Origin of the sequence: Zhongshania sp. (assembly GCF_041584495.1) — a bacterium.
In the GTDB taxonomy this organism is placed as follows: Bacteria; Pseudomonadota; Gammaproteobacteria; order Pseudomonadales; family Spongiibacteraceae; genus Spongiibacter.
Map to the genome: position 1 here is coordinate 1 of NZ_JBFHDY010000139.1, position 7,799 is coordinate 7,799.

Sequence of the window (7,799 nt, forward strand, 5' to 3'; positions counted from 1 at the left end):
GGGATTCACGGAGTAATTCCTCCCAAAATAAGGATGATAAAAGTAATAAGGGGGCCTCTAAGGCCCCCTCACTTATTCTTCTTAGCGACGCAGACCTAAACGCTTGATCAGCTTGCTGTAACGCTCTTGGTTTTTACGCTTGAGGTAATCCAGCAATTTACGACGCTGGTTAACCATACGGATCAAACCACGACGTGAGTGGTGATCTTTTTTGTGGCCTTCGAAGTGACCTTGCAGCTTGTTAATATTGACGGTCAGCAGTGCAACTTGCACTTCTGGTGAACCAGTATCGCCTTCGGCGGTTTGGTAGTCTTTAACAACTTCAGCTTTCTCGACAGCAGATAATGCCATTTTTACATTCCTTAAGTACGAATATGCGTTTATCAATCGAGCCTGACCGCGCATATTTACAGTCAGGTTCGGAAGCCCAGAATCAATTCAAAGCATCATTTTCCCTATTACACGAGCTATTTTTGTGTCAGCTTCGCAAAATCAGCCGCGCATTATCCCATAGTTGAAAGCAAACGACGAGGCGTAACTCGCCCATCGTCTAAAATTTCACCAATTCCCATGAATTCGCCATCATTGTCGCTAAGCACCACCAACCCTTCGATAGGTGCGCCAGACACTTGCACCGCCTGACCTTGCCGCAAGTAGTATGCAGCGGTATCGCCGAGGCTCAGCGTGTTCATATGGCCAAGCGCATCACTAATGGGCAGCAATAAGGCGTCTAAACCCTCAAAATCCCCAGCATCACGCAGTGCTTGAATGGCTTCAGTCGTCACCACCTGAGCCTCGCAAAATGGCCCGGCCTGCAAGCGGCGCAGGGTCGCCACGTGAGCCCCGACCCCGAGTGCCGCGCCCAAATCCTCCGCCAAAGAGCGTATATAGGTGCCTTTAGTGCACACCACCCGCACTACCGCCTGCGCCAATGGCCCAGCAATAAATGACTCTAATTCAAATTCGCGAATTGTCACCGGCCGCGCTTCACGCTCAACAGTAATGCCTTTACGTGCTAATGCATACAAGGGCTTACCATCGCGCTTGAGCGCCGAGTACATCGGTGGCACTTGCAAGATATCACCGCGCAAGGTATCAATCTGCGCTTCCAGCTGATCCGCGGTGATATTTGAAGCGTCTTCCACAGCCAACACCTCACCCTGAGAATCACCGGTATCCGTCTGCTGCCCAAACACAAAGGTGCTGCGGTATTCTTTATCCGCTTCGAGTAAGTACTGAGAAAATTTGGTCGCCTCGCCAAAGCACACCGGCAATACACCAGTGGCCAAGGGATCTAGCGCGCCGGTATGACCGGCCTTAGTAGCGTGGTAGATGGCACGGGCGACAACCATCGCACCATTAGAAGAACGACCAGGGGGTTTATCCAGCACCAAGATGCCGTTAATCGGTCGCCCTTTACGAGCTTTTGCCAAAACTATTCCCCGTCATCTTCCGGGTAGCGGCTGCGGTCAGACGCGACCGCATCCTGAATCAATTTACTGATATGTTGACCACGATTAATACTGCTATCGTAGTAAAAACGCAGCTGCGGGGTAGTCCGCGCATTGTTGATTTTAGCCACTTGGCTGCGTAAAAAACCCGAAGCCTTATTGAGCACGTCCAAAGATTCCTTGGCCTCTTCGGCCGAATCTTTACCCATGACCGTGACGTAAATTTTGGCGTGACTCATGTCGCGACTGACTTCTGCATCAATCACGCTAACCATACCAAGACGCGGATCCCGAAGCTCTTTCTGAATAAAACTACCCAGTTCGCGTTTCAGGAAATCCGCAATACGTGCTGTGCGACTAAATTCTTTCAATTGACCTTATACCCCACGACACGTGCCCTTAAAGGCTACGCGCAATTTCCTTCACTTCATATACCTCGATCTTGTCACCGGGGCGTACATCTTTGTAGTTCTTAACACCGATACCACACTCAGTACCGTTTTTAACTTCAGTAGCATCGTCTTTAAAACGGCGTAGCGACTCAAGCTCACCTTCGTAAATAACCACGTCGGCACGTAACACTCGAATACGCTTATTGCGATAAACCGTACCTTCAATAACCATACAGCCGGCAATATCACCAAACTTAGGCGAACGGAACACGTCACGCACTTCCGCAACACCCACGATCTCTTCGCGCATTTCTGGGCTAAGCATACCGGTCAGCGCGGCGGTTACATCGTCGATAACATCGTAGATTACGCTGTAGTAGCGCAGATCTACGCCTTCGTTCTCAGCTAATTTACGCGCGCTAGAATCAGCGCGAACGTTAAAGCCGAACATCACCGCACCAGAAGTCAGCGCCAAGTTCACGTCAGTTTCAGTAATACCACCGACACCGGCAGAAACAATATTAACGTTAACTTCTTCGTTACCAATATCCATCAAAGACGCTTGCAAGGCTTCTAACGAGCCGCGAACATCGGTTTTTAAGACGATATTCAGAATCCGGCGCTCTGCCGTTTCCATGCTTTCAAACATACGATCTAGCTTAGCGGCTTGCTGGCGCTTAATGCGCTGCTCGCGCTCGCGAACCTGCCGGAAGTCAGCAACTTCACGAGCACGCTTATCATTTTCGACGACCACAAAGCTATCACCCGCATCTGGGGTGCCGTCAAGACCAAGAATCTCAACGGGAATCGACGGGCCAGCTTCTTTCACTGGTTTGCCATTTTCATCCATCATGGCCCGAACACGGCCGCTACACTGACCAGCCAAGACGATATCGCCCTGCCTCAAGGTACCACTTTGGATCAGCAAGGATGCAACCGCACCACGGCCTTTATCCAAACGAGACTCAATGACCAAGCCCTGTGCTGGCAGATCAGGTGCCGCCTTTAATTCAAGCAACTCCGCCTGTAACAATACCGCGTCAAGCAGCTTGTCAATGCCTTCACCAGAGTGTGCAGAAACATACACAAACTGTGTGTCGCCACCCCACTCTTCAGAAATGACATTGCGCTGAGAAAGCTCGTTTTTAACACGCTCAGGGTCAGCGCCCTCTTTATCCATTTTATTCACGGCAACAACCAGTGGCACACCGGCGGCTTTAGCGTGAGTAATCGCTTCTTCGGTCTGCGGCATTACGCCGTCATCCCCTGCCACGACGAGAATAACAATATCTGTACTCTTGGCACCACGAGCACGCATTTGGGTAAATGCCGCGTGACCCGGGGTGTCGAGGAAAGTGATCATGCCGTGACCAGTTTCAACGTGGTAGGCACCGATGTGCTGGGTGATGCCACCCGCCTCGCCGCTGGCAACCTTGGCTTTACGAATATAATCAAGTAGCGAGGTTTTGCCGTGGTCAACGTGCCCCATAACGGTGACTACCGGTGCACGGGCAACCATGGTGCCATCACCGCGAGCACCAAGCGTCTCTTCCAAGGCTTCTTCTACTGCGTCTTCAGAAACCAACTTAACAGTGTGACCCATTTCCTCAACAACCAGCTGAGCAGTGTCCTGATCGATAGGCTGATTGATGGTAACCATCAAGCCCATTTTAATCATTTCCTTAATAACTTCAGCGGCCTTCACCTTCATTTGCTGAGCGAGTTCAGCAGCAGTAGTGGTTTCACCCACATTTACGGCGTAGACAATTTTATCTGTCGGCGCGTTGAAAGCGTGACGCTGCGCATCATCTGGCAGCTTAAGGGTTTTTTTCTTACGACGGCCGCCACCGGCAAAACTGCCGTCGAAATCATCGCGTTTGTTACCGCGAGACTTACCGCCTTTACGACGTGGACGATCATCATCGCCGGCAGCAGCTGGCGCTGCGGCAGCACGACGATGATGGCGTGGCGCTGGTTTATCCTCACTGGCCTTGGCACCAGCTGCAGCTGGGCCCGCGCCTTTATCCGCGGTAGCAGGACTTGGCGCTGCAGCGGCCTTCTTGCGTGCTATGCGCTCGTCTTCATCGCGTTTTTTCTCAGCAACTACCGCAGCCCGACGCTCTTTAACCCGCTCTTCTTCCGCCTTGCGACGCAATATAGCGCGCTGGCGAAGCACTTCTGGGTCAACATCTAATACGTTTTCGACCACTTCGCGATATTCGTCAGTCTTATTGGCGGGTGCTGGCTTGGCAACTTCCGCTACCGGCTCCTCAGCAACAATCGGCTCTGGCGCAGGCTTTTCTTCTGCGACAGGAGGCTCAGCCTTCACCGGCTCAGCCTTCACCACTTCCGGCTCGGGAGTCGGCTCGGGCACTTTTTCAGCTTCGACCACAACCGGCTCTGGCACTTTGTCTGCAGGTTCAACCTTCGCTGGCGCCTCAGCCACAACGGGATCCGCGACAACTTCTGCAGCCGCCTTCGGCTCGTCTGCTGGCGCATCGCCGCGTAGCAGCGCTTTTTCAGCCGCCGCTTCTGCCGCCATTTCTGCAGGATCGCGTTTAACGTAAGTGCGCTTTTTACGTACTTCAATATTTACAGTCTTTTTGCCCGCGCCCGAACCTGTTTTTAAGGTACTCAGGGTTTTGCGCTTCAGCGTAATTTGCTGGGGAGCCTCGGCTGATTCTCCGTGGCTCCGCTTTAAGAAAGTCAGCAGGGTTTGCTTGTCTTCATCGGACACAGTTTGTTGAGCAGCACTGTGTGACAGGCCCGCTTCTTTCATTTGCCGCAGCAGGCGCTCGACAGGTGCGCCAACGACTTCTGCTAGCTGGCTCACGGTAACTTCAGCCATTCATCATTCTCCCAAAACGGTACGACTCGCTTATTTTGCAGATTCTTCGTCTGCAAACCACGGAGCACGAGCAGTCATAATCAACTCTCCGGCCCGTTCTTTAGTCATATCTTCAATGTCGAGAAGATCTTCAACTGCCTGTTCGGCCAGATCTTCCATCGTTACTACGCCACGGCTGGCAAGAATGAACGCTAGATGCTTTTCCATCCCGTCCATTGTCAACAAGTCTTCAGCCGGTTCAGCACTTTCCAAAACTTCTTCACTGGCAATTGCTTGCGTCAGAAGTGCATCTTTCGCTCTAGCCCGCAGTTCTTGGGCCAAATCTTCGTCAAAGCCATCAATTGACATCATTTCTTCTAAAGGAACATAGGCCACCTCTTCCAGCGTGGTGAAACCTTCCTCTACCAAAACTTCTGCAATGTCTTCGCCAACATCTAGGGCTTCAACAAAATAACTAATGATATGACCCGATTCTTGTTCGTGCTTGGCAGACATCTCCTCAATGCTCATCACATTGATTGTCCACCCCGTCAACTGACCCGCTAGACGCACGTTCTGCCCAGCGCGACCAATCGCTTGTGCTAAATTATCATCAGCCACACCAACATCCATGGTGTGAGTATCTTCGTCGACAACAATTGACTCCACTTCAGCAGGGGCCATTGCATTGATAACTAACTGCGCGGGGTTGTCGTCCCACAAAATAATATCAACGCGCTCGTTGCCAAGTTCACCAGAAACCGCCTGCACTCGAGAACCACGCATACCTACACAGGCGCCAACTGGGTCAATACGACCATCGTTAGTTTTCACGGCGATCTTAGCGCGCGAACCTGGATCACGCGCTGCAGCACGAATTTCAATCACTTCTTCGTTAACTTCAGGCACTTCAATTTTGAAGAGTTCAATCAACATCTCAGCACAAGCGCGGCTCAAGAATAACTGCGGGCCACGAGCCTCAGGACGAACATCAGCCAAAATGGCACGCACCCGGTCGTTGATGCGGAACACTTCACGACCAACTAATTCTTCCCGAAGCAATAAAGCCTCAGCATTGCCACCTAAATCAACAATGATACTGTCGCGGGTGACTTTCTTAACCGTGCCGTTGATCAACTCACCAACACGATCTTTGTATTCATCGACGATCTGCGCGCGCTCGGCCTCACGAACCTTCTGCACAATAACCTGCTTCGCGGTTTGCGCAGCAATGCGACCAAAGCCAACATTCTCGACGACTTCTTCATATACATCGCCAGCCTTAAGATCTGCGTTGTATTCGTGCGCCTCTTCCAAGGTTAAATGGGTTCCCAACAAAGCCATTTCATCGTCTGGCATAACCAGCCAGCTCCGAAAAGTTTGGTAGTCGCCGGTAACGCGGTCAATTACCACGCGGATATCTGAGTCTTCGTCATAGCGCTTTTTTGCCGCTGTCGCCAAAGCCTGCTCAATGGCCTCGAATATAATAGTTTTAGACACACCCTTCTCGTTAGAGACGGCCTCAACTACCAATAATATTTCTTTACTCATGATCCGCCTCTTTCCGCAGCCGGCTATTGAAATTAGCGCGTCCGATTAAAACCGGGGCACAACATTCGCTTTATCAATCTGATCGAAGGGCAGCAAATACTCATGCTCCTCTGCCGTCAGTACCACATCGCCGTCTTCAATGCCCGTCAGGCGACCAAGGAATTTACGGCGTCCTTCAAAAGGAACTCGCAAACGAACACTGATATCGCTACCAATGTACTGAGCGTACTGCTCTAAGGTATACAAAGGCCGATCCATGCCCGGCGATGAAACCTCAAGATTATATTCTCCGGCAATTGGATCTTCGACATCCAATACACCGCTAATCTGATGACTCACCTTGGCACAATCATCGACTCCAATACCTTCCTCACTGTCGATATACACACGCAGCAAAGTATGGCGCCCCTGAGACTGGTGATCCAAGCCCCATAGCTGGTAACCCAGCGCTTCCACGCCAGGTCTAACTAGCTCTTCAATTTTGACGGTCTTACCGGACAAGTTCACTACCCACCAATAAAAAATGGGCCCAAGGCCCACTCGAAATTCCTTAACGCATGCCCTATGGCAATACGAAAAAGCCCCTTGTACAGGGGCTTTTGAAAACTTCTGATCACCCTAGGAAATCACACACCTAGGTCTAAAGCCCGCTCGCCACTATCGCGCTACCGACCTACTATCAGGAGGCCGCATTATAGTCGCTGCCCCGATACAGGTCAAGCAAGTAACACTGCGCACTGCAAGCGATTCGCCTCGCCCGCAACCGAATTGGCGTCGCGTAATAAATACAAACAAAACGCGACAGACAAAACAAAATCCGACTCGACACTGCAATCACCCAGCAAAATCCCGGCGCTTACAATCACCGACAACAAGCCAAACACCAAGACTACAGGCACAGTACCAAGGGCCGAACTTCAGCAAGTCACCCAAAGAAACACGACAACAACTGCCCTGCCGCACCAACACAAAAAAAGGGGCTATCGACTAAGCGATAACCCCTTTTTATTTGGTGCCGAAGGCGGGACTTGAACCCGCACGAGCTATGCTCACCACCCCCTCAAGATGGCGTGTCTACCAATTCCACCACTTCGGCTAAACTTTTACTTCGATCCTGCCTCCGGCATTTCTTCACTTGCCGGCATATCCATCGGCAGTTCTTCAGACTGCACTGGCATAGTCCCATCACCTACCGGAGCAACGTCGCGACTTTCTTGCAACTCAGGAATATCAACAATAATGTCTTCCGAGCTACCGCTGCGCTGCTTGGCAACATACGCCAACGACAAACTGGTTATAAAGAAAACCGTCGCCAATATGGCTGTGGCGCGAGTCAGTACATTACCGCTACCACTGCTGCCAAAAATAGTTTGCGAGGCACCAGAACCAAAAGAGGCCCCCATGTCCGCGCCTTTACCTTGCTGAACCAGAATCAGACCAATGATCGACAAACCAGCCAACACATGTACGATTAAAATTGCTTGTTCCATTACTCCGCCGCCCGACATATTGCGGAAAATTCCTGCGCATCAAGTGATGCACCACCTACTAAACCGCCATCAATATCCGCCTGCGCGA

9 protein-coding genes and 1 tRNA gene are annotated in these 7,799 nt (G+C 51.3%); all 10 read right to left on the minus strand.

The features are described 5' to 3' along the window. Positions 1-81: 81 nt before the first annotated feature. On the minus strand, positions 82-351 hold the full coding sequence (gene rpsO / locus ABYP33_RS16270; RefSeq protein WP_008250520.1) for a 30S ribosomal protein S15: 270 nt from the start codon (positions 349-351) through the stop codon (positions 82-84). Positions 352-503: 152 nt separating this feature from the next. Next, the gene (gene truB / locus ABYP33_RS16275; RefSeq protein ID WP_373092209.1) at positions 504-1,433 is read right to left on the minus strand and encodes a tRNA pseudouridine(55) synthase TruB; all 930 of its coding nucleotides are present in this window, start codon (positions 1,431-1,433) and stop codon (positions 504-506) included. A gap of 2 nt (positions 1,434-1,435) precedes the next feature. Beyond that, positions 1,436-1,822 (minus strand): 30S ribosome-binding factor RbfA, encoded by a 387-nt coding sequence (gene rbfA / locus ABYP33_RS16280; RefSeq protein WP_008250518.1) that lies wholly within the window; start codon positions 1,820-1,822, stop codon positions 1,436-1,438. 28 nt (positions 1,823-1,850) lie between these two features. Further along, positions 1,851-4,691: a translation initiation factor IF-2 gene (gene infB, locus ABYP33_RS16285; protein ID WP_373092210.1), complete on the minus strand. Its 2,841-nt coding sequence runs from the start codon at positions 4,689-4,691 to the stop codon at positions 1,851-1,853. 30 nt (positions 4,692-4,721) lie between these two features. Then, positions 4,722-6,221 (minus strand): transcription termination factor NusA, encoded by a 1,500-nt coding sequence (nusA, locus tag ABYP33_RS16290; protein WP_373092211.1) that lies wholly within the window; start codon positions 6,219-6,221, stop codon positions 4,722-4,724. A gap of 45 nt (positions 6,222-6,266) precedes the next feature. Beyond that, the gene (rimP, locus tag ABYP33_RS16295) at positions 6,267-6,722 is read right to left on the minus strand and encodes a ribosome maturation factor RimP (RefSeq protein WP_373092214.1); all 456 of its coding nucleotides are present in this window, start codon (positions 6,720-6,722) and stop codon (positions 6,267-6,269) included. A 215-nt stretch (positions 6,723-6,937) separates the two neighbouring features. Next, entirely contained in the window at positions 6,938-7,120 is a 183-nt protein-coding gene (locus ABYP33_RS16300; protein WP_373092212.1) for a hypothetical protein, read from the minus strand. Between the two features lie 111 nt (positions 7,121-7,231). Beyond that, positions 7,232-7,317 (minus strand) — tRNA-Leu (locus ABYP33_RS16305). Positions 7,318-7,324: 7 nt separating this feature from the next. Then, complete coding sequence (gene secG, locus ABYP33_RS16310; protein WP_373092213.1) at positions 7,325-7,711, minus strand: preprotein translocase subunit SecG; 387 nt, start codon at positions 7,709-7,711, stop codon at positions 7,325-7,327. Next, a partial coding sequence (locus ABYP33_RS16315) for a triose-phosphate isomerase (RefSeq protein WP_373083174.1) occupies positions 7,711-7,799 on the minus strand: 89 nt, incomplete at its 5' end. The genes ABYP33_RS16315 and secG, both read right to left, overlap by 1 nt.